The 24,210-nt window shown below is 66.1% G+C and carries 19 protein-coding genes; 6 read left to right on the top strand and 13 right to left on the bottom strand.

What is annotated here, in order from left to right:
- The first annotated feature begins 61 nt into the window (after positions 1 to 61).
- A complete protein-coding gene (locus tag R9J51_RS14780) occupies positions 62 to 1,798 on the top strand; it encodes a membrane dipeptidase (RefSeq protein WP_179504889.1) in 1,737 nt (578 codons plus the stop codon).
- 10 nt (positions 1,799 to 1,808) lie between these two features.
- Here the strand turns inward: R9J51_RS14780 and R9J51_RS14775 are convergent, their stop codons facing one another.
- From R9J51_RS14775 to R9J51_RS14760, 4 genes are read right to left on the bottom strand one after another with little or no spacing between them, the layout of a single operon-like run.
- Positions 1,809 to 2,081, bottom strand: coding sequence for a hypothetical protein (locus R9J51_RS14775; protein WP_218843487.1), 273 nt, complete (start codon positions 2,079 to 2,081; stop codon positions 1,809 to 1,811).
- A 14-nt stretch (positions 2,082 to 2,095) separates the two neighbouring features.
- The gene (locus R9J51_RS14770; RefSeq protein WP_179504888.1) at positions 2,096 to 2,527 is read right to left on the bottom strand and encodes a DUF6691 family protein; all 432 of its coding nucleotides are present in this window, start codon (positions 2,525 to 2,527) and stop codon (positions 2,096 to 2,098) included.
- On the bottom strand, positions 2,524 to 2,946 hold the full coding sequence (locus R9J51_RS14765) for a YeeE/YedE thiosulfate transporter family protein (protein ID WP_218843486.1): 423 nt from the start codon (positions 2,944 to 2,946) through the stop codon (positions 2,524 to 2,526). The genes R9J51_RS14770 and R9J51_RS14765 overlap by 4 nt, the downstream gene beginning before the upstream one ends.
- A 17-nt stretch (positions 2,947 to 2,963) precedes the next feature.
- The gene (locus R9J51_RS14760) at positions 2,964 to 4,253 is read right to left on the bottom strand and encodes an LLM class flavin-dependent oxidoreductase (RefSeq protein ID WP_432787522.1); all 1,290 of its coding nucleotides are present in this window, start codon (positions 4,251 to 4,253) and stop codon (positions 2,964 to 2,966) included.
- A gap of 282 nt (positions 4,254 to 4,535) precedes the next feature.
- Here R9J51_RS14760 and R9J51_RS14755 point away from each other — a divergent pair, with 282 nt between their 5' ends.
- The 4 genes from R9J51_RS14755 (at position 4,536) to R9J51_RS14740 (ending at position 11,125) form a co-directional block, all read left to right on the top strand.
- Positions 4,536 to 5,798 (top strand): OmpP1/FadL family transporter, encoded by a 1,263-nt coding sequence (locus tag R9J51_RS14755; protein WP_432787521.1) that lies wholly within the window; start codon positions 4,536 to 4,538, stop codon positions 5,796 to 5,798.
- Positions 5,770 to 7,314 carry a S10 family serine carboxypeptidase-like protein gene (locus R9J51_RS14750; RefSeq protein WP_432787520.1) on the top strand — a complete coding sequence of 515 codons (1,545 nt, stop codon included), beginning with the start codon at positions 5,770 to 5,772 and terminating at the stop codon, positions 7,312 to 7,314. Before R9J51_RS14755 ends, R9J51_RS14750 begins: the two co-directional genes overlap by 29 nt.
- 53 nt (positions 7,315 to 7,367) lie before the next feature.
- Complete coding sequence (locus R9J51_RS14745; RefSeq protein ID WP_218843485.1) at positions 7,368 to 8,615, top strand: anaerobic sulfatase maturase; 1,248 nt, start codon at positions 7,368 to 7,370, stop codon at positions 8,613 to 8,615.
- 107 nt (positions 8,616 to 8,722) lie between these two features.
- Complete coding sequence (locus tag R9J51_RS14740) at positions 8,723 to 11,125, top strand: arylsulfatase (protein WP_179504885.1); 2,403 nt, start codon at positions 8,723 to 8,725, stop codon at positions 11,123 to 11,125.
- Between the two features lie 73 nt (positions 11,126 to 11,198).
- On the opposite strand, the gene R9J51_RS14735 is transcribed toward R9J51_RS14740, so the two are convergent.
- The 5 genes from R9J51_RS14735 to R9J51_RS14715 form a co-directional block, all read right to left on the bottom strand.
- Positions 11,199 to 11,648: a GFA family protein gene (locus tag R9J51_RS14735; RefSeq protein ID WP_218843484.1), complete on the bottom strand. Its 450-nt coding sequence runs from the start codon at positions 11,646 to 11,648 to the stop codon at positions 11,199 to 11,201.
- Positions 11,649 to 11,653: 5 nt separating this feature from the next.
- The gene (locus R9J51_RS14730) at positions 11,654 to 12,601 is read right to left on the bottom strand and encodes a bifunctional helix-turn-helix transcriptional regulator/GNAT family N-acetyltransferase (protein ID WP_179504884.1); all 948 of its coding nucleotides are present in this window, start codon (positions 12,599 to 12,601) and stop codon (positions 11,654 to 11,656) included.
- Between the two features lie 66 nt (positions 12,602 to 12,667).
- Entirely contained in the window at positions 12,668 to 13,693 is a 1,026-nt protein-coding gene (locus R9J51_RS14725) for a Rieske 2Fe-2S domain-containing protein (RefSeq protein ID WP_179504883.1), read from the bottom strand.
- Positions 13,694 to 13,750: 57 nt separating this feature from the next.
- On the bottom strand, positions 13,751 to 14,338 hold the full coding sequence (locus tag R9J51_RS14720; protein ID WP_179504882.1) for a TetR/AcrR family transcriptional regulator C-terminal domain-containing protein: 588 nt from the start codon (positions 14,336 to 14,338) through the stop codon (positions 13,751 to 13,753).
- 180 nt (positions 14,339 to 14,518) lie between these two features.
- A complete protein-coding gene (locus R9J51_RS14715; protein ID WP_179504881.1) occupies positions 14,519 to 15,217 on the bottom strand; it encodes a VIT1/CCC1 transporter family protein in 699 nt (232 codons plus the stop codon).
- A 457-nt stretch (positions 15,218 to 15,674) separates the two neighbouring features.
- Here R9J51_RS14715 and R9J51_RS14710 point away from each other — a divergent pair, with 457 nt between their 5' ends.
- On the top strand, positions 15,675 to 16,763 hold the full coding sequence (locus R9J51_RS14710; RefSeq protein ID WP_432787519.1) for an extracellular catalytic domain type 1 short-chain-length polyhydroxyalkanoate depolymerase: 1,089 nt from the start codon (positions 15,675 to 15,677) through the stop codon (positions 16,761 to 16,763).
- Positions 16,764 to 16,791: 28 nt separating this feature from the next.
- Here R9J51_RS14710 and R9J51_RS14705 read toward each other — a convergent pair whose 3' ends face one another.
- From R9J51_RS14705 to R9J51_RS14690, 4 genes are all read right to left on the bottom strand, one after another.
- Complete coding sequence (locus R9J51_RS14705; RefSeq protein ID WP_179504878.1) at positions 16,792 to 17,604, bottom strand: transglutaminase-like domain-containing protein; 813 nt, start codon at positions 17,602 to 17,604, stop codon at positions 16,792 to 16,794.
- Between the two features lie 92 nt (positions 17,605 to 17,696).
- The gene (locus R9J51_RS14700) at positions 17,697 to 18,809 is read right to left on the bottom strand and encodes an OmpA family protein (protein ID WP_179504877.1); all 1,113 of its coding nucleotides are present in this window, start codon (positions 18,807 to 18,809) and stop codon (positions 17,697 to 17,699) included.
- Between the two features lie 76 nt (positions 18,810 to 18,885).
- Positions 18,886 to 19,410 (bottom strand): lipid-binding SYLF domain-containing protein, encoded by a 525-nt coding sequence (locus R9J51_RS14695; protein WP_179504876.1) that lies wholly within the window; start codon positions 19,408 to 19,410, stop codon positions 18,886 to 18,888.
- Positions 19,411 to 19,726: 316 nt separating this feature from the next.
- On the bottom strand, positions 19,727 to 24,091 hold the full coding sequence (locus tag R9J51_RS14690) for a chemotaxis protein CheB (protein ID WP_179504875.1): 4,365 nt from the start codon (positions 24,089 to 24,091) through the stop codon (positions 19,727 to 19,729).
- Positions 24,092 to 24,210: the final 119 nt, after the last annotated feature.

Below are 24,210 nucleotides of genomic sequence, written 5' to 3'. Positions count from 1 at the left end.
GGCGCGACGGCTGGCGGATTTACGCTGCCAGCCGCCCGCTTTCATCGAAAGGATCAAGGCCATGGCTTTGGATGCACAACCTCTTGCCGCACCTGCCGGCTCGATTGCCCTGATTTCTGCCGATGACTTGCGGGGCAAGGCCGTGCACGGCCGCGACGGCGACAAGCTGGGCACCATCGCCAAGCTGGTCCTGGACGAACGCAGCGGGCAGATCGCCTATATCATCCTTTCCACCGGTGGCTTCCTTGGCCTTGGCCAAAGCTATCACCCCGTTCCGTGGTCTGCCTTCCAGTACGACGACGGCCAAAGCGGCTATGTGACTGCGATCGACAAGCGGCTGCTCGAGGGGGCACCCAGCTTCCGCCCCGATTCCGCCCCGCTGTTCGACGACGCCTATGGCCGACGCGTGACCGACTATTATCGCGCCGCCGGCCGATATCGTCGCGTTCTAAGCGGTCGGCGCCTGGGCGGCCGTGGCAGGCGGCGTCGCTGCGCAAGGGGCAATAAGTCTATCAGCAATGCTCGTTGGCCAACGCGGGCGGTTGGGCGCAGGCAAGGGCAAGACAGACAGGGGAACTCGATCATGCCCAAGCCCATCCGCGCCGCTCTTGGTAGCCTTTTGGCCATGGCGACACTGGCGCCAGCCCACGCGGCACCGGTTGCACTCGCCCGCGTCCATGCCGGCGCCTTGCCCATCGACGCGCACCTCGATCTGCCCGAAACGTTCGATCCGGGCCGCGCCGATGCGTCGGGGCAGGGGCAGTTCAGCCTGGCCCAGGCGCGGCAGGGCGGGTTGAAAGGGGCGGTGATCGCGGTCTTCGTGCCGCAAGGAGACGATAGCCCGGCGGCCCAGGCCGCTGCCACAGCCGGTGCGCTGCGCAAGCATACGATCATCGATGCCTTGGCCAGTTCCTATCCCGATCGCGCCGCGCGGGCGCTCACCCCGACAGATTTCCGCCGCATTGCCAAAAGCGGCCGGCTTGCGGTGATCGAAAGCGTGGTCAACGGCGGCGCCTTTGTGCGCGATGCGGACGACGTCGATCCCTGGGTGCGGCGCGGCGTGCGCGTGTTCGGCTTCGTTCACGCCGGGCACAATGCGCTGGCCGACAGCTCGCGCCCCGCACTGGTGCGTGGGGAAGGGGTATCACGCTGGGGTGGGCTGTCGCCTGCGGGCAAGCGGGTGCTGGCGCGGCTCAACCAGCTTGGCGTGCTCGTCGATGTCTCGCAACTGAGCGACGCAGCCTTTGCCGATGTGCTGGCGCTCAGCACCGCGCCGGTGGTCGCCACCCATTCCGACTTGCGCAGCCTGGTGGACAACACCCGCAATCTTACCGATGCGCAGCTCGACGCGCTCAAGGCCAAGGGCGGGGTAATCGCGATCAATGCCTTCAGCGCCTATCTGCGCCCACGCGATCCGGCCTTTGCCCAGCGCATCGTGGCCCTGCAGCAGGAATTCGGCATTGCCGATGGCAAGGCCACGCTGCCTGCGGCAAAGGCCGCCGAATACGACCGGCGCTATCACGCGCTGCGCGCCGAAGAGCCGCGTGCCAGTGTCAAGGATCTGGTCGATGCAGTCGATCACGCGGTGCGGCGCATCGGCATCGACCATGTCGCCCTGTCGAGCGATTTCAACCATGGCGGCGGCATCGTCGGCTGGGAGGATGAAAGCCAGGCCCAGGCCGTCACGGCTGAACTGGTGCGGCGCGGGTACAAGCCTACCGCGATCGCCAAGTTGTGGAGCGGCAATTTCCTGCGCGTGTGGCAGGCGGCAGAGGCGAGGCGCACCACGCCCCGCTGATCGCGGCCACCTATCGCGCTGGGGACGGCACCGCCAGGCCGAGATGATCGCGCAAGGTTGGGCCGACATAGGCGCTGCAGACCAGCCCGCGCCGTTGCAGGATGGGGACGACATCGGCGAAAAAGCGGTCGGCGCCCAGCGGCCCAACTTGCTCAGTGGCCAGCCTGCCCTTTCGCGCAGCGTGTGGCGAAAGTCTCCGCCACGGATGGCGTCGGTTGGCGGCGGAATGGCGCCAGCCGCCGTGGTGAATGCCATCGGCGGTGACGAACCGGGCCAGATGCATGGAAACTTGCGTTTTCAGCGGGTTTTCTTGCCCGATGCGCCATCCTGGCGCGGCTGGCCAAGCACCAGGCCCAAAGCCATCGGCACGAGGAAGGCCAACGCTTGAAGCGGATGGAGCGCCAGGCCGACGATGCCCGGTCCGGGGCAAATTCCGGCCAGGCCCCAGCCCAGTCCGAACAGGACGGAGCCACCGATCAGCGCGCGATCCACGCCGCGCCGGGGCAGATCGGGCAGGATCCCGCCATCCAGCGCCTTGCCGCGCCGGCGCGCAAGCGCGAACAGCGGTGCGGCGACGGCCAGCGCGCCACCCATCACGAAGGCGAGCGTGGGGTTCCACCCCTGCAACGGCGTCAGGAAACCCAGGACTCGGGCCGGATCGGCCATGCCCGAAATCAGCAGGCCGAGGCCGAAGACCAGGCCGGCGAACAGTGCGTTGGCCGGCTTCATGCCAGGGCCGCCACGATCGATGCGGTGATCGCGGCCACGGCCATGAACGTGACGACCGCCACCAACGATCGCGAGGACAGCCGCGACAGGCCGCAGATGCCGTGGCCGCTGGTGCAGCCATTGGCAAGGGCCGTGCCGGTGCCCACCAGCGCGCCGGCCACGATCAGCTGCAACCAGCCAAGGCTGGCATATCCGGGGGCAAGGTCATGCGGCCAGGCCAGCCGCGCGATCAGGCCGGCGGCAAACAGCCCGGCCAGGAACCACAAGCGCCAGACCCGATCGGGGCCCTGAAGCGCCAGCCGCGCAATGCCGGCAATGCCAGAAATGCGGCCATGGACCAGCCACATCGTGCCGCAGACAAGCCCAATCAGGGCACCGCCGGCCAGCGCCGGGCCAATGGCGGGGGTGATGATGCTCAAGCGGAACCCTTCCTGGATTAGGCGAAAAAGCTGTTGGCGGGCCGCGCCAGGCCCAGGTGATCGCGCAAGGTTGTGCCGGTATAGTCGTGGCGAAACACGCCGCGGCGCTGCAATTCGGGCACGACCTTGTCGGTGAAGTCGAACAGGCCCTGGGGCACGAACGGGAACATCACGTTGAAGCCGTCCGAGCCGCGCTCTTCCAGCCATTGTTGCATTTCATCGGCGATTGTACGCGGTGTGCCGACAAAGGCCAGCCCGGCATAGCTGCCCGCGCGCGCGGCAAGCTGGCGGATCGTGAGGTTTTCGCGGCGGGCCAGCGCAATGGTGCGCTCGCGCCCGGATTTGCTGGCGTTGGTTTCGGGAATGTCGGGCAGCGGACCATCGGGATCGAAACCGGAAACATCGTGCCCCAGCATGATCGACAGCGAGCGGATGCCGCTGTCGTAATGCACCAGGCTGTCGAGCAGGGCGCGCTTGTCCTGCGCTTCGGCTTCGCTTTCGCCCACGACCACGAAAGCGGCCGGCAGGATCTTGAGGCTGTCAGGATCGCGGCCGAGCGCGGCCATGCGGCCCTTTACGTCGGCATAGAACGCTTGGCCGTTGGCCAGGCTGTCGGCCGCGCCAAAAATCACTTCGGCGGTTTCGGCGGCCAGTTGACGGCCCGCTTCCGAAGCGCCCGCCTGGACGATGACCGGCCAGCCCTGGATCGGGCGGGCAATGTTGAGCGGGCCTTTTACGCGCAGGAACTCCCCCGCGTGGTCCAGGGTGTGAACCTTTGCCGGATCGAAGAACACCCCGCTCTCCACGTCGCGCAGAAAGGCATCGTCGGCCCAACTGTCCCACAGGCCGGTGACCACCTGGTGGAACTCGCGCGCGCGGGCATAGCGCGTGGCGTGTTCCAGGTGATCGTCCTGCCCGAAATTCGCCGCGGTTTCCGGATTGCCGGTGGTCACGATGTTCCAGCCGGCGCGGCCGCCCGAAATGTGATCGAGCGAGGCAAAGCGCCGGGCGACATGGAACGGTTCGTCATACGTGGTCGACGCGGTGGCAACCAGGCCGATGCGCTGCGTCACCATGGCCAGGGCCGAAAGCAGAGTAAATGGCTCGAACGACGTGGCCGTGTGGCTGCGCTTGAGCGCATCGATCGGCATGTTGAGCACGGCCAGGTGATCGGCCATGAAGAACGCGTCGAACTTGGCAGCCTCAAGGCGGCGTACCAGTTCCACCTGAAGCCCCAAGTTGAAATTGGCATCCGGCGCTGCGCCGGGATAGCGCCAGGCGCCCGTGTGGATGGAGATCGGGCGCATGAACGCACCAAGGTGAAGCTGCCGGCTTGCTGTCATGCCCGGCAAGGTGTGCTGGCAGGCGCCCCATTTCAACCATGTGCGTCATGAGAGTTTTTCAACGGTCGCGCGGCAACTCGTGCTTGACCACCCCATGGATTTTCTTGGCGCGCCTGGCCCAGCCCGCTCTTGCGCGCTTTATCTACTTTTAAGATAGACAATGCAGGCATGGGTTCATGCCGGTTCCGCTACCCTGCGCTGGATGCGTTGCCCATCACGTGACTTGCAAATCGGGCAGGGGGGCTCATGCGTTTCAGGGTTCACAGGGTTTTGACGGTTGCCGGCTGTGCAGCGGGTTTTGCCGTGGGCGGCATGGCCCATGCCACCGATGGCTATTTCCTCAACGGCGTGGGTGCCAAGGCTAAGGGCGCCGGTGGGGCGGAAATCGCCGATCCGCAAGACAGCCTGGCGATTGCGGCCAATCCCGCTTCGGCCACCGCGATCGGGGCAAGGGCCGATGCCGGCGTGGAACTGTTCGTGCCCGATCGGGGGGCACGGATCCACGGCAATGGCGCAGGGCTTGACGGCACCTACAGCGGCAATGGTGCCAATCCCTTTGTGTTGCCCGAGCTGGGCTATGTGCGCCCGCTTTCGGGCACGGTGTCGCTGGCCCTGGCGATCAACGGCAATGGCGGGATGAACACCACGTACAAGCGCAATCCCTTCGCTGCCTTTGGCGCAAGCGGGGCTGCCGGGGTGGATCTCAAGCAGATCTTCGTTTCGCCCACGCTGGCGGTCAGGGTGGGAGCCGGGCAATCGCTGGGAGTTTCCCCGGTCATCGTGATCCAGACGTTTCGCGCCACGGGTATCCAGCCTTTTGCCACCGCCTCGGCCGATCCGGGTCATTTCACCGATCGGGGCACCGATTGGGCGGCCGGTCTTGGCGTGCGGGTTGGCTGGCTGGGCCATTTCGGACACGCGGTGCGCGCCGGTGCCTTTTACCAGTCCAAGATCGTGCCCGGCCGTTTCGACAAATATGCCGGCCTGTTTGCCGGGCAGGGCAGCTTTGCTGTGCCGGCCTCCTGGGGATTTGGCTTTGCGGTGGACCCGGTGCCCGCGCTCACGCTGGCGGCCGATTTCAAGCGGATCGAATATGGCGGGGTGGCCTCGGTCGGCAATCCGCTGGCGCGCCTGTTTGCCGGCCAGCCGTTTGGCAGCACCGATGGCCCCGGTTTTGGCTGGCGCAGCATTTCGGTGGTCAAACTGGGGCTGACCTATCGCAGCAGCCCGCATTGGGCCTGGCGGGCCGGCTATGGACGCTCGGGCAATCCCGTGCCCGCGTCGGAAACGCTGCTCAACATCCTCGCGCCCGGCGTGGTGCGCGATCATTTCACGCTGGGCGCCACCTGGGCGCCTGCGTCAGGGCCGGAAATCACTGTCTTTGCGATGCATGCGCCATCGCAGACGGTGCGCGGCGTCAATTCGATCCCGGCCAACTTTGGCGGGGGTGAGGCCGATGTCAGGCTGGGGGAAACGTCGGTTGGCCTTTCGTTCGGTTTCCCGCTCTGACGGGGCACGCAGCGGGACGAGGCCGGCCAGGGTGCTGGGCCGCCTGCCGCTGCTGATCGCATTGCTCACGCTGCTGGGGGGCAGCCTGCCGGGCCTTGAACATCCGGTGGCAGGCGTGCGCCTGGCCTGGGAAACCGTCCCGGCGCGCGACGATCGTGGCCGGCCGCTGGGCACGCTGGTGGTTTCGGCGCTGATGGCCCCCTCGCCACCGGGTCACTCTCGCCCGGTCCTGGTCGTGTTCAATGGCGGGCCGGGTGCTTCGTCGGGATGGCTGCAACTGGGCCTGCTTGGCCCGCTGCAGGTGGTGCTGCCCACGCGGGCCGATGCGGCCGTGCCGCGCGCCCCCATCTTGGCGGCGCCGGCCGAAAGCCTTGCGGCCCATGCCGACGTGTTGTTCGTCGATCCACTCGATACAGGCTTCAGCCGGCGTGCGCCCGGCGTGCAACCTTCGCGCGTGCGGGGCTGGCAGGCCGATGGCGACTATCTGGCGCGCGCCGTGGCGATTTGGCTGGCGCGCCATGGCCGCCTGGGCGCGCCGGTGGTGTTGATGGGCGAAAGTTTCGGGGCGGAGCGGGCGGTTGCCGTGGCCGAGGCCTGGCAGCGCCAGGCGACTGGCGTACGGCTGGCCGGCATCGCCATGCTGTCGCAAACCGTGCTCAATGAAACCGATCTGCGCGCTACCGATCCGGCGCTGGCCATGGCCATGGGCCTGCCGACGGTGGCGGCAACCGCCTGCCATTATGGCCGGGCGCGCGGCACGGCGCGCGATCCGCTGGCTTGTGCCGATGCGGCCGCGCGGCTGGGCGAGGGCGCCTATCTGGCCCATCTGCGCCATGGCGACCGGGCGTCCGCGCGCTCCACCGAAAGCCTCGCTGCCGATCTGGCCGCTGTGACCGGGCTGGATCGCACGACGCTCGCCACCGGCGGCATGGCGGTGGACCGGCAGCAGGCCCGCCTGGTCATGCTGCACGCGCAGGGCATGGCCTTGGGCCTCTATGACAGCCGCCGCGCGGCGCGGCTCGACGATCCACGCGGCTGGCGCGATCCGTCGCTTGTGCCCTACCTTGCCGCACTGGGGGATGCCATGGTGCGGTACAACGCCCGCCTCCTCGGGCTGGTGCGCTCTCCGGTCGATGGCAGCGCCTATGTGCTCTATGATCCGGCGGTCCGCCGCACCTGGCAGCGCGATGCGGCAGTGGCCGGGCGCGGCTTTGCCCTGGCCGATCGCCTGCGCACCGTGTTGCGCCAATCGGGCGCGCGCCTGCTGCTGGCCAGCGGTGTGTTCGACAGCGTCGGTGGCTATGGCGCTGATCGCGCACTGGCGGCGCGCCTTGCGCTGCCACCGGGCCAGGTGACCGTGGCTCGCTATGGCGCGGGGCACATGTTCTATTTCGATGCGCCCAGCCGCCGCGATTTCCTGCGCCGCCTGCAAGGCATCGCTGGTGGCGCAACACATCCCTTCGCGGCGGGCGAGGCCAAAGATTTGCTTGTGCGGCATGTGGATCGCCTGTCTTGACCTACAATCTCGACTGAATAGGTAGAGATCATGGGGCGAACGATGGGGGCAGCATGAACAGCGCAGAGCGTTTGGGCGCGGCGGCCGATGGGTTCCACCTCATGGCCAAGCCGAGTGGCCCGGCGTGCAATCTCGATTGCACTTATTGCTTCTATCTCGACAAGGAGGCCCTGTTCGATCGCAAGGGCACGCGGCGCATGTCGGCCCAGGTGCTCGACGCCTATGTGCGACAGACGATCGCCGCCACCCCGCCCGGCCATGCGGTGCAGTTCACCTGGCAGGGGGGTGAGCCGACGTTGCTTGGCCTTGATTTCTATCGCCAGGCGGTGGCGCTTCAGGGGCGCTATGGCGCCGGCCGGGCGATCGAGAACAGTTTCCAGACCAACGGCACGCTGATCGATGCACAGTGGGCGCAGTTCCTGGCGGAGCACCGCTTCCTTGTGGGGCTGAGCCTCGATGGTCCGGCGCACATCCACGATCGCACCCGGCGTTACGCCAATGGCCAGCCCAGCCATGACAAGGTCATGGCCGCCTGGCGCCTGCTCGCGGCGGCAGGGGCAGAGGTCAATATCCTCGCCTGCGTGGACTCTCATAGCGGCGACCAGCCGCTGGAGGTCTATCGCTATCTGCGCGGGATCGGCGCCCGCTTCATCCAGTTCACCCCGGTGGTGGAGCGACTGGCCGGCGCGGCCGACAAGGCGCGCGGGTTCGATCTCAACGGTCCGGGCGAGGCCCGCGATGCGCCGGTAGCCGATTTCTCGGTGCGGCCGCAGGCCTGGGGCCGCTTCCTGGCAACGGTGTTCGAGGAATGGCGCCGCCACGACGTGGGCGAGGTCTTCGTGATGAATTTCGAATGGACCCTGGCCGATCACATGGGCGTGCCGGGCGGCGTTTGCCATCACCAGCGCGAATGCGGCCGTGCGCTGATCGTGGAGCACGATGGCGCCGTCTACAATTGCGATCACTTCGCTTATCCGGAATATCGCCTGGGCGATCTGCGCCAGGACAGCCTTGCGGCGATGGTCGATTCCTCGGCCGCGCAGGCATTCGGCCGGGCCAAGCACGAAACGCTGCCGGCCCAATGCCGCCGCTGCCCGCATCTGGCGGCGTGCTGGGGCGGCTGCCCCAAGCATCGCTTTGCCACGAGCGTGGATGGCGAGGCGGGGCTGAACTACCTCTGCGAGGGCTATACCCACTATTTTAGCGCGGTTTCGCCGTGGATGGCAACGCTTGCCACGCTGGTGCGGCAAGGCCGCGATCCGGCGGCGATCGCCCGCCTGGAGCAACCTTTGCCGGCCTGATCGGCACTGATCCTTTTACCAAACCCGGCCCGAGGCGACCACGTCAGGGCCGTTTCCCTGTCACCGGGCCGCGCCAGCCAGCGCCGCCCAGCCCGAGAAACGGACCCATGACGACCATACGCCATCCCCTGAACCCTGCCCGGCCGGCCTTGCGCCGCGCACTGGCCCAGGCAGCCCTGCTGCTGGCCGGCACGGCCTTGCCCGCCTCTGCCATGGCGCAGCGTGTGCCGGCGGGTGAGGATTTTACCGGCAAGATCGGCGCCACGCGCGCCACCTCGCAACCGGCGTTCCCGCATCAGGCGCAGGCCCCCAAGGCGGCGCCCAACGTGCTGCTGGTGCTGATCGACGACGCCGGCTTTGCCGCGTCTTCCACCTTTGGCGGCGGGGCGCCGACGCCCAATCTCGATCGCCTGGCATCCGAAGGGGTGCGCTACAACCGCTTCCACACCACGGGCATCTGCTCGCCCACGCGCGCCGCGCTGCTGACCGGGCGCAACCATCACCAGGTGGGCTTTGGCAACCTGGCGGACATCGCCGCCGGCTTCCCGGCATACAATTCGATCTGGAAGCAGGAAACCGCCAGCCTGCCGCGTATTCTCCAGCTCAACGGCTATTCCACCGCCGCATTCGGCAAGTGGCACAACACGCCGCGTTGGGAAGTGAGCGCGGCCGGTCCGTTCAACCATTGGCCCACCGGCCTGGGCTTCGACCACTTCTATGGCTTCATGGCTGGCGATGATAACCAGTGGGAGCCTTCGCTCTATAACGACACCACGCCCGTGCCGCTGCCCGGCACGCCCGAAACCGGCTATCATTTCACCACCGACCTGGTGAACAAGGCGCTGGGGTGGGTCGATAACCACAACGCCGTCGTGCCCGGCAAGCCGTGGTTCCTCTACCTTGCGCCAGGGGCGGTGCACATGCCGCATCATGTTCCGCAGGAATGGATTGCGCGCAACAAGGGCCGCTTTGACGCTGGCTGGGATGCCTATCGCGAGCAGGCGTTTGCCCGGCAGAAGAAGCTGGGCATCATTCCTGCCGATGCCAAGCTCACCCCCCGGCCGGCCGGGCTGCCGGCGTGGAACAGCCTCTCGGCCGACGAGAAGAAGCTCTACGCCCACCAGATGGAAGTCTATGCCGCGTTCCTGGAACAGACCGACGCGGAAGTGGGCCGGTTGGTGGACCAGTTGCGCCAGCGGCCGGGTGGCGACAACCTGATGGTCGTCTACATCGTGGGCGACAATGGTGGCAGTGCCGAAGGCGACCTGGAAGGGACGATCACCAACGAAGCCGCCAAGGGCGCCGGCGCGCCCAACGATGTGGCGACCGAGCTGGCGCACATCGACCAGTTGGGTGGCCCCGAACTGGCCAACCACTATGCCGCAGGCTGGGCCTGGGCGACGACCACGCCGTTCCAGTGGATGAAGCAGGTTGCCAGCCATTTTGGCGGCACGCGCAACCCGCTGATCATCGATTGGCCGGGCCACACCGCACAAAGCGGCGTGGTGCGCAGCCAGTTCGGCCACGTCAACGACATTGCCCCGACGGTGCTTGACGCTGCCGGGATCACCCTTCCGGCGCAAGTCGATGGCGTGCCGCAGCTGCCGTTCGAGGGCAAGAGCCTGGTGCCCACCTTTACCAATCCTGCCGCCCCCGAAGCGCACACCGAACAGTATTTCGAGATCTTCGGTAATCGTGCCATCTACAAGGATGGCTGGGTGGCGGCGGCCAAGCGCCCGTACAATCCGTGGGATCTGCTCAAGGATGTTGGCAAGATCTATGCCGACACCACCGACCAGGATCGCTGGGAATTGTACAACGTGGCCAAGGACTTTTCCGAAAGCGACGATCTTGCGGCCAAGAATACGGCCAAGCTGGCGGAACTGAAGGCCGAATTCGTCAAGGAAGGCACGCGCAACGGGGTGTTCCCGCTGATCCCGCTGCCGCTTGGCGCGCCCACGCTGGTCGATCCGCGGCAAAAGGCCTTTACCTGGCGGGCCGGAACCGGCGGGCTGCCGCCGTCGGCGCAACCGCAACTGGTGGCGCGGGCGCATCGTTTCGAAGTGGCGATCAGCAGCAACGCTGCGGCTGGCACGGGCGTGCTGATCGCGCAAGGTGGGCGCCTGGGCGGCTATGTCCTCTATGAGCGTGACGGGCGGCTCGCGTTCGAAAACAATGCCTACAACCAGACCCACGAGGTGATCGTGGCGCCTTCGCCCTTGCCGGCAGGCCCGGTGAAAGTTGGCTTTGCCTTTGAACCCGCGCCGGTTGCCGGGGGCGCAGGAGGGCTGGGCGCGCTGCTGCCCAAGGTGGGCGGCGGTACGATCCGGCTGCTCGTCAATGGCCAGGTCGTTGCCCAAGGCAACGTTGCCTATTACCCGACCCACGCCGCGGCCTTTTCCGAAACGCTCGATTTCGGGGTGGATCGCAACTCGCAGGTCAGCAAGGAGCCGGCGGCGCGGCAACCCTTTTCAGGCACGCTGGATCAGGTGACGCTTACGTTTCCCTGACCCTGGCCGGTAACCAGACCCAGGTCCTGGTGCATCGGGGGGTGCGCCAGGATCTGGACCTGATCGGCAATCATCAAGGGAATTCCGCGAATTGGGGCAGGCCGTCGTTGATGATATCCCACGCGGCCTTGGAGCCGACGAATATATGCGCGGTGGGCGCGATGGATGGCGTATCGATCAAGGTTCCCAGCGTGACGTGCACATAGCGACCGTCGCGCACCAGGGAGTAGAGCAAGGACCCGCAACGCTGGCATAGCGCGTTGTGGCTGCGTGCCTCGCCAAAGCGGCGGATATGCGCTTCGCCATGCACGATGGTGAGATGTTCCGACCCGATCCCCGCAAAGGGTTTCGAAGCCGCCCCGGTGGTCCGGCGACAGTTGGAGCAGTGGCAGTAGAGCGAATATTCGAACGCATCGAGGACCTGGTACGACACCTCGCCGCACAGGCACGAACCGCGTAGCTGCCTGTCCGTTGCTTTCACGTGTTCTGCCTCCTCAAGCATTGCCGCGATGATCCACGCCAAGACTATCAGCCGGCGTAGCGCATGGCGACATCGCACCGCTGATAGCGCGCGCCATATTGCGCCATGATTGCCTCATCGTGGGCAAAGCCAAGCTTTTCGTAGAGATGGATGGCAGCGGCGCACTTGCGGTTGGTGAGCAGGTAGAGCGGGTCTGCGCCCATCGCGCGGGCACGCGCAATCATTGCGGCCAGCAGGAATTCCCCGGCCTTGAGGCCGCGGGCACTTTCGCGCACGCCCATCTTGGTCAGTTCGAAGCTTGTCGCCCCGGTCTTCTGCAGGGCGCAGGTGCCGACCACGCCCAGGCCGGGCGCCTCGACGAACAGGATCGTGCCGCCCGGTTCGATGATCCGCGCACGCGGGTTTTCCAGCACCTCGATATCCGTCGCTTCCAGCGCGAACATGGCGGAAATCCACTGGGCGTTGATATCGTGGAAGTCGCGGGCAAGACTGTCGTCGAACTCGCGAATTGTCAGGCCGCCAGGCTGCGCGCGCGCCGCGCGATCAGCGATCGATGCCTGGTCGAGGGCGCGTTCGATCGCGGCGATCTGGGCCAGGAACGGGCCGGAAAGGCCGGCCAGCAGTTCTTCGGCGGCCATGCCGATGCGGGGCCACAGATCGGCGGCGGCCTGGTCTGCAGCGGCCCGCCCATTCTCCGTCAATTCTACCAATCGCGTGCGCTGATCGGCCGCATGGGCATCACGGAGAATGCCCAGCCGGGCCAATTGGCCAACGCTGCGGGTGATGCCGGGTTGGCTGATCCCGATGGCATCGGCCAACTGCCCCACCGTCATCGGCCCACCCCGCAACGCCGCGAGCACGGCCATGTGCCCGGGCTGGAGCGGCAGGTCCGCTTCGGCAATGACGCTCATCGCGCCGGCCTGCATGCGTTCGGCCAGGCGCTTCAGCCGGCTTCCCAGAAACGCGGGCCCCATATCGGCAATCACGTCGGCCATGGCATACTCCATATCATGTTATATAACGTGATATGGAGTATGCCATTACAGGTCAAGCCTGCAGGCTCAACCAGTCGCGCGTTCCTGCGCGCGCATCTTTTCCAAGATCCGCCGCGCGCGCGTGCCGCCTTGGTCGATCCCCAGCGACAGCGGTTTTTCCTGCCAGAAATCGCGGCCCCGCACGTTGTCGTATGCCGCTTCGATCATCGGCTTGTCCTCCAGGTCGAAAGCCTCGCCGAACAGGGCCTTGAGCATGGCATCCACGCCAGCATCATCGAGATCGTTGAAGCGCGTGGTCGACCAGAAGTAATGCGTCGAATGCTCGTCGGCGGGGGTTAGGATGTGCGCCTGGGGAACTTCGAACCCCGCCTCGCGCGGGGCACCGTGGGGCGCGACGCCAACATACAGGCGCATGGAAGCCGGGGCGTTCCAGCGCATGTCCAGCCAATGATCGACCTTGGCGTCGGGCGGGAAAATGCCATAGGCCACTGACGGTGGGGCGATGTCGGGCATCCACCAGTTGGAGTGCAGCGTATCGGCTTCCACCGTAACGCTGTGCTGGCCGGCGAAGATCACGCCCTGGCCCGCGAACGTGCCCTTGTGGACGAATTCGATATGCGAAAGGTCGAGCAGGTTGTCGGTGCCGTATTCGTAGTTCGCCTGCATCAGCGTGTAGCCGCGCACGGTGCGGCTGTGGGCAGTATCGGGAATGAAGCCGAAATCGGGGATCAGGGCCGGATCGGCCGTCGAAGGCTCGTCGCCCCAGACCCACGCGATGCCGTCGCGTTCGGCCACGGCGAAGGCCGGGATATCGGAGCCAGCGGGAATCCGCGCGGCGAACGGATTGTGGGCGCAATGCCCATCGGGCGTAAAGGCCAGGCCGTGATAGCCGCAGACCACCCTGTCGCCATCGCGAGTGCCTTTGGACAGCGGCGCGAAGCGATGCGGGCAACGATCGAGCAGGGCCGCGATGCTGCCGTCGGCCAGGCGATAGAGGAAAGTCGGCCGACCGGCGATACGCCGCGCGAGGCCCGCTTCGCCGATCTCGTCAGCCCAGCCGGCCATGTACCACGCCTTGCGCAGGAATTGCATGATGCCCTCTCCATGATTATGTGTACCGTTGGTACATATTATGGAGGGAAGGCGGCTTCAAGCGCTTTTTGCAGCAGCCAGACCGGGTAGCAACAGCGCCACCGTGGCCTCGACCTGGCCGGTCACTGCGGCATCGTCTTGTGCCACGTCCAGCCCGATGAGGACTTGTTCGTAAAGCCCGGCGCGGATCGCATGCAGCGCTATGTCGGCCGCACGGGCGCAGTCGACATCGGGCCGCACTTCGTCGGGCTGCCGCGCTTGCAGCAACGCCGCCAGAGCGCCTGCGATAATGCGGTGGCCTTGCTCGTAAAATGCGATGGCCCCAGCGGGGTTGTCCGCAGCCGCGCTGATCACCGCCCGGTACAGCGCCAGGGCCCCCGGTGTCAGGTAGAAGCGCAGCACACCCAGGAGCATTCGGTGCAACGCGGCGGCCAGCGGTAACGTGCGGCTTTCCTCGTTTTCCAGTGCCAGTGCGGCCAGCGTGGTTTCTGCCTCGGCGCGGATCGCCGCCGCGATCAGGCCGGTGCGATCGCCGAAGTACTTGACCAGCGTGGCTTTCGATCCGCCCGACAGGCGCAGGACCTCGTTGACGCTGAAGCGATCGACGCCCACCGCCATGATCTGCGCGCGAGCGTGGTGGATCATTGCATCGCAGCGGGCGCGGGCGGCACGCTGTTTCGCCGATGCGGTTGGAGCAGGAGTGGCGGCCGGGGCAAGGTCTGGCATCGGCACAGCTAGCCGCCAAGCCAGCGGCGGGGCAAGGGCGCAGGCGGTTTCACCATGCACGCATCGCCCGGTCTGACCGTGGTTATGATGGCAGGCCCATCACACAACCGTTCCCACCAGACGCCCAATCCCCGCCGTCACGGCAAGCGCGGCGGCGCCCCAGAATGTGACGCGAGCCGTTGCGCGCCAGACGTTGGCGCCCCCCGCTGTGCCGCCGATCGCGCCGAGCACCGCAAGGAACAGGAGCGCGCCGATCGTTTCCGCCGCGATCAGCATGGCCGTTGGGGACAGCACGGCGATCAGGACCGGCAGCGACGCGCCGAAGGAAAACGTTGCCGCCGATGTGAAGGCGGCCTGGATCGGCCGGGCGATGGTGGCGGGCGTGATCCCCAGTTCATCGCGGGCATGTGCGTCAAGGGCGTCCTTGGCCATCAGTTCGCGCGCGACGATCTGCGCGGTCGCTGCGTCGAGGCCGCGCGCGCGATAGATCTGCGCCAGCTCCTCCTGCTCGCCCACGATGTCCGTCTTGAGTTCCCGCCGCTCGCGCGCCAGATCGGCCTGCTCGGTATCATGTTGGGAACTGACCGAGACATATTCGCCCGCAGCCATCGACATCGCGCCGGCCACCAGCGCCGCGGCTGCGGCAACCAGCGTGCTCGCACGGGTGCCCCCGGCCGAGGCGACGCCAAGGATCAGGCTGGAGGTCGACAATATGCCGTCGTTGGCACCGAGCACCGCCGCGCGCAGCCAACCGACCCTGGCAATAAGATGGCGTTCTGCGTTGCGTGGGCGTGTCATCGGGCAGGGACCTTCGTTCCGCAATGGCGATAGCCATCCACCTGTGCCAGCCGCAGGTTCGGAAATCACCTATGCGCGAACCACGCCGCGTGATGCAATCCGGCTGCGACTTGCCAGGTTCGGTCCGCGCCTTGACTTGGCGCTGTCAGATTGCATGGATAACGGCGGTGTCAGGCACGGGCCAACGCGCGCGGATGCATTTATGAGAATGCTGGCGCGCGATCCTGCCGAAATGGCATGGTGCGGGTGATGATTTGGCAAGTGAATGCGCCGGCAATAAACCGGCTTAATGCAGATAATAGGTATTTTTCACAGGGATTTGCCGATGCAATTGAGGAACATGGCAATAACTCAGTCGTTCGAATTGCAGGGATTTTAGCAATCTGAACGGGTTCAGGTCGTTTTCCAGGAGATCGATCATGGGCGTTTTCGTGCTACCCCGCCAGGGTTCGCCGTTTTGAATGTTCCGCATTCGCAGCCTGGCGCTGCGTTCGGCAAGGTCACGCTTCGCGCCCTGACCGATGCCGAACCAGGGCCCACCCTTTCGGCGCTTCGCGGCTTTGGCAGCAATCCCGGCAACCTGGGTGGGCGTTGTTACGTACCGCAGCGCCGGGGTGGGAGCATGCCGCTTGTGGTGGTGCTGCATGGATGCAAGCAGACGGTCCGTGCCTATGATCGCGGCGCGGCCTGGGCGCAAATGGCCGAAGAACTGGGCTTTGCCGTGCTCTATCCAGAACAGCGCCGGCTCAACAATGCCAACCTTTGCTTCAACTGGTTTCGCCCCGATGACAGCCGCCGCGACGCGGGGGAGGCGCTTTCGATCCGACAGATGATTGCGGCCATGGTGGAACAGCACGGGCTCGATCCAGCGCGCATCTATGTGACCGGGCTGTCGGCCGGGGGCGCCATGGCATGCGCCATGCTGGCGGCCTATCCCGATGTCTTTGCCGGCGGCGCGATCATCGCCGGCCTGCCGTTCGGCTGTGCCGATACCATGTCGCAGGCGATCATGCGTATGCGCGGCCACGGCGGACCGGATGCCCACAGGCTTTCGGCCATGGTGCGAGAAGCGTCGGACTACGGTGGCCCTTGGCCGATCGTGTCCGTCTGGCAAGGGAGCGCCGATGCCACGGTGAACCCGTCCAACGCCGATGCCATCGTGGAGCAGTGGGCGCCGCTGCATGGTATCGACCTGGCCAGCGGCACCATCGAGGCTGTCGATGGCTACCCCTGCCAACGCTGGCGCGACAGCGCAGGACGCGTGGTGATCGAGGCCTATACCATCACGGGCATGGGGCATGGCACGCCGCTGGCAACGCTGGGGCCGCAGGGACGCGGTGAACCGGGCCCGTACATGCTGGAGGCGGCGATTTCGTCCACGCGCCACATCTGCCATTTCTGGGGCCTGCTCGACAGTGTCGCGGTTGACACTGCCGTATCGGTACGGGCGGACAGCGGCGCGAATGCTCCGGTGATACCGCGTCCGCTGCGTCGCCTGTCACGGATTGTCGAAGGCGCGCTGCGCGCCACCGGCCTGGTGCGCTAGTGCGTCCTGCCGTGCGCCCGGGCACCGATCAGGAAAGCATGTCCTTGTCGGTGTAGACTTCGAACCGGACCAGTTCGACCGGGCCGAACGTGGTGGTAAGCGCCGCATCGGCAGCGTCGCGCCCGCGCGCCATGAGCACACGCCCGCGCCGGGGATAGTTGTGGCGGGCATCGAACACGAACCAGCGTCCGCCTAGCCACACCTCGAACCAGGCCGAAAAGTCCATCGGCCCGCCAGGTTCGGCCAGGTCCATGTCTCCCAGGTAACCGGTGCAATAGCGGGCGGGGATGTTCATGCACCGGCACAGGGCCACGGCAAGGTGGGCATAATCGCGGCAGACGCCGCTGCCTTCATGGAACACTTCCCATGCCGTCTTGGTGGGGCGCGCCGTCGCATAGTCGAACCGGATGGAGGCGTGGACATGATCGACGATCGCCTGGACCAAGGGCCATCCCTGGCGGCAGTGGCCGAACAGGCGCCAAGCCGTTTCCAGCAGCCGATCGGTTTCGCAATAGCGGCTGCCGCGCAAATAGAGCAGCACGTCGTCGGGAAGGTCGACCAGCGCGGCTTGCTGCGCGTGAATATCCACCGGATCGGGCTCGAAAGGGTCTTCGATGACGAAGCCGCACGACAACGTTGCCCCGCCGGCCGGCATGGTCAGCCGGGTGCAGATGTTGCCGAAGCCGTCGGCATAATCATAGAGCGGCACTTCAGGGGTGGTGAAGATGCGTTGCACGCTGCGCAAGTCCTTGTTGCGCGACGCATGAACACTCAGGTTTGCCAGCATGGGGACGGGCTGTTCGCAGCGGAAGCCGATATCATAGCCGGCGCGGATAAGCATGGTGCCTCGCAGAATAAGGATTAGCGCGCGGGGGCGGGATGCAAAGGCATGCGATCGGGCGGGGGCCCGATCGCATGCCTTTGCGCGAAGGATCAGTATCCGGCGCCAGGGCCGTACGTGATTTCGACCCGGCGATTTTGCAGTTCGCGAACCCCATCGGCGGTGGGCACCCGCTGGTTGGCTTCACCATAAGCATGGCTGGTGATCACGCTATCGGCGATGGCGTGGCTGGACAGGTAGCGGCGGATCGCTTCGGCCCGGCGCTCGGAGAGGCCAAGGTTGAAACGGGCCGAGCCCGAACTGTCGGTGTAGCCTGCCAGCGTGATCGCCACGCCGCCGCAATTGCCATAGGCCTGCACGGCATTGTCGAGAATGCTGGCCGCTTCGGCCGTAATGTCGGCCTTGGCCCAATCGAAGAACACGATGTACGGGCCGTGGTTGCAAGTGGCGGCCACGGGCGGCGGAGGCGGCGGAGGCGGCGGCAACGGTGCAGGGGGCGGTGGCGGGGGCGGGGGAGGTGCTTCTTCCGGCGCCGCGGCGCGTCCGCCCAGGTTGAACGTCAAGGTGGCGAGCAGCGCGTGCGAGCGCAGCGACACCTTGCGGTCGGTCCCGTCGGAATGGGTGAAGTGATCCGCGCCATCCGGGCGGAAATAGCGGTACCGCACGCCCAGATCGACATTGCGCCCCAGTGGCACGGTCAGCCCCGCCAGCGCCTGCCAGGCAAAGCCGCGATCGTGATCGTCGATATGGCCGGCGCTGGGCAGCGCTTCATACAGCCGCGTGCGGGCATAGCCTGCGCCGCCGCCGACGTAGGCCTTGATCCCGCCCCAATGGCCCAGCCCGATCAGGGCGTTGCCCATCACGGCGACGGTGGTGGTGCGGCCGTTCAGGCCATCATCGCTGGTATACGTGCCGTTGGGCAGCGGCGTGCCGGTCGGGCGGTCCTGCTCGCGCAGCGTGGAGCGGTTGTAGAAACCTTCGGCTTCCAGGCGGAAATGCCCGAAATCGTAGCCGAGCGCGCCACCGGCTTCCCAGCCCGTCTTGAAGCGGTCGGTGTGTTCGTATCCGGCCGGGCCCTGGACATTGGCACGTTCCTGTTTGACCGCGCCGCCTTCCACGGTGACGTAGGGGCCGGTATCCTGGGCGTGGACTGTGGTGGCAAGCGCGCTTGTCGCCAGCGCTGTCGCGATGAGGAGCGTTTTCATGACGTTTCCGATCTTGGGATAAGGAGGCAGGAGGCGGCTTGTGGCAACCGCGGGATGATCGTGCCGACGGCAGCGATCAGCGTGGGTGGATCGGGCTGATCTTCGTGCCCTGAAGGGTAAGATCGGCCATCAAGCCCTTGCCGTTGAACGGAAAGGCATAAACGTCCTTGGCCAGGGTGGTGCTGTTGGCTTCGGCGCTGCCGCCCTTGTCGACGACGACGACGCTGGGCCCTGTGCCCACGGCCCAGCCATCGCTCTTGTGCAGATAGCGCAGCGCGGACTCATTCATGAACAGCAGGACATAGCTGAATTTCTGGGCACCCGCCTGCAGGCCCCAGGTTCCGCCGGACAGGTTGTAGTACCGCGTGGGCCGGCCTTTGACGAACAAGACGCCATTGCCGCTTTCCCCGCCGATCAGCAATCCGGCCTTGTAGATCGCAGGAAAGACGAGAATGCCCCGCGCCTGTGCCGCAAGGCGCCGCGCCCTAGGCTCGCTATGTTCGAGTTGGGCCAGGGTTAGCCGGCCCTGCGCGGCGATCTGGGCCGCGCTGCGCGCCTGGGCGACAGGGGCCGATAGCGTGCCGATCGTGGCCAGGGCCACGGCGCTTGCAACGCATGTTCGGGATAAGGGCGTCATTGGTGTATCCTCCTGAAGATGCCCACCGGCTCGATCGGCCTTTGGTGGCGACGGCACGCCTTGTTTTGTGCAGTCACTGCCACCCGTTGGGCATCGGCTGTTTGCCGATAGGCAGCCGGTCCGGATGCGAGCCTTGCCCAAAAAGACCGGGCAGCGCAGGACCAGCATGCCGAATGGCAAGCATCGGTCCGATGTCTACGGGCTGGTTCAGGGTGGGCACAGCCTCGGAATATACCCAGACAGCAATGGCAATCTTTCCACCGCTGCCAATACTTGGGTGCTAATCCTGTGCCAGCAGCACGATCCGGGCCAATTCAGGAATCGATTTGGCGCTCATGCGCAGCATGATTTCCGCGCGATGATTTTCGACCGTGCGCTGGCTGATGCCAAGGTCGGCGGCGATGTTCTTGCTTGGATGGCCGGCCAGCACCATGTCCATGACCAGTTTCTGCCGCGTCGTCAGGTTGGCGATGCGGGCGAGCGCGTCGGCATGGGCGGCATCGACCACGCGGCTGTCGTGCGACTGGTCGGTTGCGCGGGCAATGCTGGCGAGAAGATCGGCCTGGCCAACCGGCTTTTCGATGAATTCGCAGGCGCCCGCGCGCATGGCTTGCACAGCAAGGCCCACATCGCCGTCGCCGGTCAGGAAGATCACGGGAAAGTGGTCTCCGCCGGTGCGCAACTGGGCAAGCAGGGCAACCCCGCTCATGCCGGGAAGGTGCGCGTCCACCAGCAGGCATCCCGTACCGCCCGGCTTGTAGGCGGCCAGAAACGCTTCCGCACTGTCGAAATCCTGCACGGCCAAGCCATGCCCGGCCAACAGATCGCGGATCGCGGTGCGCACGTGTGGATCATCGTCCACCACATAGGTCACGCCGGCCAAGCTGGCGTCCTGCTTGGGGATGGCTGGTGCGGCCGATGCCGCGCCGGCACAAAGACGGGCAATGCGTTGCACCAGTTGCTTGGCATCGACCGGCTTGCTCAGGTGCTGGCAATGCGCATCCCCGATGTCCGCCATGGCCTTGGCTGATATGTCGCCCGTCAGCACGATCGCGGGCAGGTCTGCGCCTAGCCGCGCACGCAGGGCAGCGAGCAGTTCGATGCCATTGCCGCCATCGGGCAGATTGTAATCGGTCAGTACGACATCGGGCCGCACGGCCGCGGTTACGATGAGGTCGAGCGCTTCAACCGCATTGGCTGCGCTGGTTACCAGAAAGCCGTCGGAGCGCAGCATTTCGGCGAGCAGCTCACGCAGATCCGTATCGTCTTCCACGATCATGACTTGCGCGCGCGGGTGATCGGCCGCGTCGGGCAGGAGGGCCACGGGGGCGGGCAATGACGGCGCTGATCGCGGCTCGACGGGCGCCTCGCGCGCCTCGCGCGGCACGCTGATGGCAAAGACCGAGCCCTTTTTCGGCCGCGATTTCACATCGACCTCGTGCTCCAGCAAAGCGCCCAGCCGCTGGACGATCGCCAGGCCCAGGCCCAATCCCTGGCTGCGCATGCGCGCGGGGTTGTCGACCTGGTGAAACTCTTCGAAGATCGCGTGCAACTGGTCGGGCTCGATGCCGATGCCGGTATCCCACACTTCTATGCGCAATTGCCCGCCGCGACGCCGGCACCCCAGCAGGATCTTGCCTTGGTGGGTATATTTGATGGCGTTGCCCAAAAGATTGCGCACCATCTGTTCAAGCAGTTGCGGATCGCTTTCAACCATGGCCGAGCACGGCAGGATCGTCAGCGTCAGTTTGCGCGCCTGGGCGAGGGCAGTCATCTCGTTGCGCAGGCGATTGAGCAGGTCGGCCACGGAAAAGACCGCCCGTTTGGGGTGAATGACGCCCGCTTCGATCTGGTTGATGTTGAGCAGGACGTCGAGCATGCCCGAAAGCGCGCGCAGCGTCTGATCGAAGCGCACCAGCAGCGTGGCCCCGCGCTCGGTCTGGGTGGACCGGCTCAGCAAATCCTTGAGCAGGGTCAGGGCTTGCATCGGCTGGCGCAGATCGTGGCTGGCGGCCGCAAGGAAACGCGATTTGGCCGCGTTGGCGCGCTCCGCTTCCAGCTTGGCGGCTTCGAGCGCGCTGGTGTTGTGCTTGCGCTCGGTTATGTCGGCAAAGGTGATCACCACGCCTTCGATGCGGCTGTCATGCGCGCGATAGGGAAAGATGCGGCGCAGATACCAGGCCTTGTCCTGGGTGATCACTTCGCGTTCGATCACCGTTTCGGCGACAAGAACACGCGCGGCATCGATCAGCAGGTCCGGATCGTCGGCCATCGGCCGCAGATCGCCCAGGGGGCGGCCGATGTCGCTGGCAATCACGTTGAACAGCGGGCTGATTGCCGGAGTGAAAAAGCGGATGTTGAGCCCGGCGTCGAGGATCATGGTGCCCACATTGGTGCTGTTGAGCACGTTCTGCAGGTCGTCCGAGGCCATGCGCTGCCGATCCAGCGTTTCCTGTAACTGGCTGTTGAGCGCGGTGAGTTCCTCGTTGAGGGACTGCAGTTCCTCTTTCGACGTGAGCAGTTCCTCGTTGGTGGACTGGAATTCCTCGTTGACCGAAAGGGCTTCCTCGTTGATCGCCTTCTGCTCCTGGTCGGCCACGGCGCGCTCGTGCAGCGCGGTGTGCAATTCCGCCTGGGCTGCCACCAACTCCTGTTCCAGTTCCGCAATGCGGGCGGTGTCTGCCGGGCGCAGCGTGGCTGACGAACCGGCCTCGGTGATCGGTTCTTCGAGGAAGCAGACCAGCAGCAGTTCCTCGTCGGTCTCGGTCAGGCACTGTACTTCGATGCGGAACCACACCGCCGCCCCATCGACCATCGCCCGGGCGCGGCCGCCGTCCACCTTCGGCACTGCCTTGCCGGCGCGGGCGATAGCCAGGCGCAATTTGCCCCGGAGTGCCGGCGCGGCCATGGCCAGCAGGTCGAGCGTGGCATAGCCGGTCGAAAGCCGCAGGTAGCGATGGATCGGGCCGAGCGTGAACAGGCATTCGTGCCGGCGGTTGACCAGTACGGCGGCCGGCGCATAGGCGGCAAGCACGGCGCGCCGGGACAGATCCGCAAGGCTCACCTGGCGGGCCGTGGGCGCGGGCCCACTGGTGGCCAGCAGGGGCAAACGCTCGCTCACGCTGAACGGAAAGCCGGCTTCCCCCGGCCGGCTTTGCGCAACATGGCGAAAGCAGCATTCCGCCTTGGCCACCGGCTCGAACCGGCCTTCGGCGCGGGCGATCGTTTCCGACGTGCCGAGCAGCAGCACGCCCCCTTCGCGCAGGGCGAAATGAAACAGCGCGATCACTTTTGCCTGTGCCGCGACGGTCAGGTAAATCAGCAGGTTGCGGCACGCGATCAGGTCGATGCGTGAAAACGGCGGATCGACCAGCACGTCCTGCACCGAAAAGACCACCGGCGCGCGCAGATTGGGCGCCACCCGGTATCCCGCTTCCTCGTGGATGAAATAGCGGGCAAGTCGTTCGGCCGACATGGTATCGGCAATGTCAGCCGCGTAAAATCCCTCGCGGGCAATGGCCACGGCAACCGGATCGAGATCAGAAGCGAAGATCTGCAGCTTGATGGTGCGCCCGGCCGCGGCAATGGCATCGCTGCATGCCATGGCGATGGAATAGGCTTCCTCGCCGGTGCTGCACCCCGCCACCCACACCCGCAGCGGGGAGCCTGGTGCCAGGCGCTGGATGAGTTCGGGGATCACCAAGGCTTCCAGCGCTTCGAATACCTGGGGATCGCGAAAGAAGCTGGTGACGTTGATCAGCAAGTCGCCGACCAGCAGATCGCATTCGGCCGCGTCGGCTTTGAGATACGCCAGGTAGGCATCAAGATCGCCGGTCGGCAGGGCGAGCAGCCCCATCCGCCGGGCAATGCGGCGCGCCATGGTGCCGGGCTTGTAATGCTCGAAATCATGGCCCGTCTGCGCTTTGAGAAAGGCGAGGATCGCGCCGGGGCTGCCGCTTGCCGGGGCAGCATCGCCAGCCCCGCGTTGCCGTGCGGCATGGGCCAACTGGGCCAGGATCGCCGGCATGCCGGCGAGAGATGCCACTTCATCGACCAGCCCGGTGGCAACCGCCTCTTGCGGCATGCCGGGATATTCCGCTTCTGCGGGATCCTGCGCCACGGCCTTGCCGCCGGCAGCCTTCAGCGCGGCCAGGCCGCCGCTGCCGTCGGCGCCATGGCCAGACAGGATCACGGCGACTGTTTGTGGCCCACAACTGGTTGCCAGCGACTTGAGCAGGAAATCGAACGGCAGGCGCGCGCCGTGTTGCGCATCGACGGGAGACAGGCTCAAGGCGCCGCCGCGCACCGACAGGTAGCGGCCGGGCGGAATGACATAGACACGATCGGGGCCAAGCGTCTCACCCTCCCTCGCTTCGGCAACGGGCATCGTGGTGCGATCGGAGAGCAGGTCGGCAAGCAGGCTTTTGTGGCTTGGATCGAGATGCTGCACCAGCACATAGGCCACGCCGCTATCAGCGGGCAGTCCATCGAACAGCCGTGACAGCGCGTCGAGCCCGCCGGCAGAGGCGCCGATGGCGATGATCGGAATAGTCCCGGTCGATCCCGTGGAAACCAGGTCTGGTCCAGGCCCAGGCGAGCCGCCGCCTGGCCTCGAAGGGGTCTTGCCGCGCGCAGGTCGTGTCATTGTCGCCCCCTTGTGGCCATCTTCTACCATGGCGCACCCTAAACCTCGCATTGATAATGGCTTTACCGCTCGAGCGGCGCCCGCTGGGTAGTTTCCGATCCTGCCTGACCTGCGCTTGC

The sequence above is a fragment of the Novosphingobium rhizosphaerae genome, assembly GCF_050920675.1.
In the GTDB taxonomy this organism is placed as follows: domain Bacteria; phylum Pseudomonadota; class Alphaproteobacteria; order Sphingomonadales; family Sphingomonadaceae; genus Novosphingobium; species Novosphingobium rhizosphaerae.
The sequence above is the reverse complement of the archived record's forward strand: the minus strand, read 5'-3'. Positions and strand labels throughout refer to the sequence as shown.

Coding starts and splice junctions, on each gene's coding strand:
- R9J51_RS14780 (WP_179504889.1), top strand. CDS start 62: ATGGCTTTGGATGCACAACCTCTTGCCGCACCTGCCGGCTCGATTGCC.
- R9J51_RS14775 (WP_218843487.1), bottom strand. CDS start 2,081: ATGCATCTGGCCCGGTTCGTCACCGCCGATGGCATTCACCACGGCGGC.
- R9J51_RS14770 (WP_179504888.1), bottom strand. CDS start 2,527: ATGAAGCCGGCCAACGCACTGTTCGCCGGCCTGGTCTTCGGCCTCGGC.
- R9J51_RS14760 (WP_432787522.1), bottom strand. CDS start 4,253: ATGCGCCCGATCTCCATCCACACGGGCGCCTGGCGCTATCCCGGCGCA.
- R9J51_RS14755 (WP_432787521.1), top strand. CDS start 4,536: ATGCGTTTCAGGGTTCACAGGGTTTTGACGGTTGCCGGCTGTGCAGCG.
- R9J51_RS14745 (WP_218843485.1), top strand. CDS start 7,368: ATGAACAGCGCAGAGCGTTTGGGCGCGGCGGCCGATGGGTTCCACCTC.
- R9J51_RS14740 (WP_179504885.1), top strand. CDS start 8,723: ATGACGACCATACGCCATCCCCTGAACCCTGCCCGGCCGGCCTTGCGC.
- R9J51_RS14730 (WP_179504884.1), bottom strand. CDS start 12,601: ATGGCCGACGTGATTGCCGATATGGGGCCCGCGTTTCTGGGAAGCCGG.
- R9J51_RS14725 (WP_179504883.1), bottom strand. CDS start 13,693: ATGCAATTCCTGCGCAAGGCGTGGTACATGGCCGGCTGGGCTGACGAG.
- R9J51_RS14720 (WP_179504882.1), bottom strand. CDS start 14,338: ATGATCCACCACGCTCGCGCGCAGATCATGGCGGTGGGCGTCGATCGC.
- R9J51_RS14715 (WP_179504881.1), bottom strand. CDS start 15,217: ATGACACGCCCACGCAACGCAGAACGCCATCTTATTGCCAGGGTCGGT.
- R9J51_RS14705 (WP_179504878.1), bottom strand. CDS start 17,604: ATGCTTATCCGCGCCGGCTATGATATCGGCTTCCGCTGCGAACAGCCC.
- R9J51_RS14700 (WP_179504877.1), bottom strand. CDS start 18,809: ATGAAAACGCTCCTCATCGCGACAGCGCTGGCGACAAGCGCGCTTGCC.
- R9J51_RS14690 (WP_179504875.1), bottom strand. CDS start 24,091: ATGACACGACCTGCGCGCGGCAAGACCCCTTCGAGGCCAGGCGGCGGC.